Source organism: Salmonella sp. SAL4457 (assembly GCF_046548235.1).
In the GTDB taxonomy this organism is placed as follows: domain Bacteria; phylum Pseudomonadota; class Gammaproteobacteria; order Enterobacterales; family Enterobacteriaceae; genus Salmonella; species Salmonella enterica.
This window is the reverse complement of the sequence record NZ_JBGDZO010001259.1, coordinates 1-239: the sequence shown is the minus strand read 5'-3', so window position 1 is coordinate 239 and position 239 is coordinate 1. Positions and strand designations below refer to the sequence as shown.

General features: G+C 67.8%; 1 protein-coding gene. It reads left to right on the top strand.

Annotation, left to right across the window (positions count from 1 at the left end; translation table 11 throughout):
* On the top strand, positions 1-239 hold a 239-nt coding region (locus tag ACLJNW_RS28240; protein ID WP_410961947.1), incomplete at both ends, for a Sua5/YciO/YrdC/YwlC family protein.

Genomic DNA, 239 nt, shown 5'->3' with positions numbered 1-239 from the left:
CCTTCATCCTCAGCGCCACCCGCGAGGTGCCGCGCATGCTCCTGCACCCCAAGCGCCGCACCATCGGCCTGCGCGTGCCGAACTGTCCGATCGCCCGGGCGCTGCTGGAGGAACTGGGCGAACCGCTGATGAGCGTGAGCCTGATCATGCCCGGCAGCGGCGAGCCGCTGAACGATCCCTATGAAATGCGCCAGGTGCTGGAACACCAGGTCGACCTGATCGTGGACGGGGGCTATGGC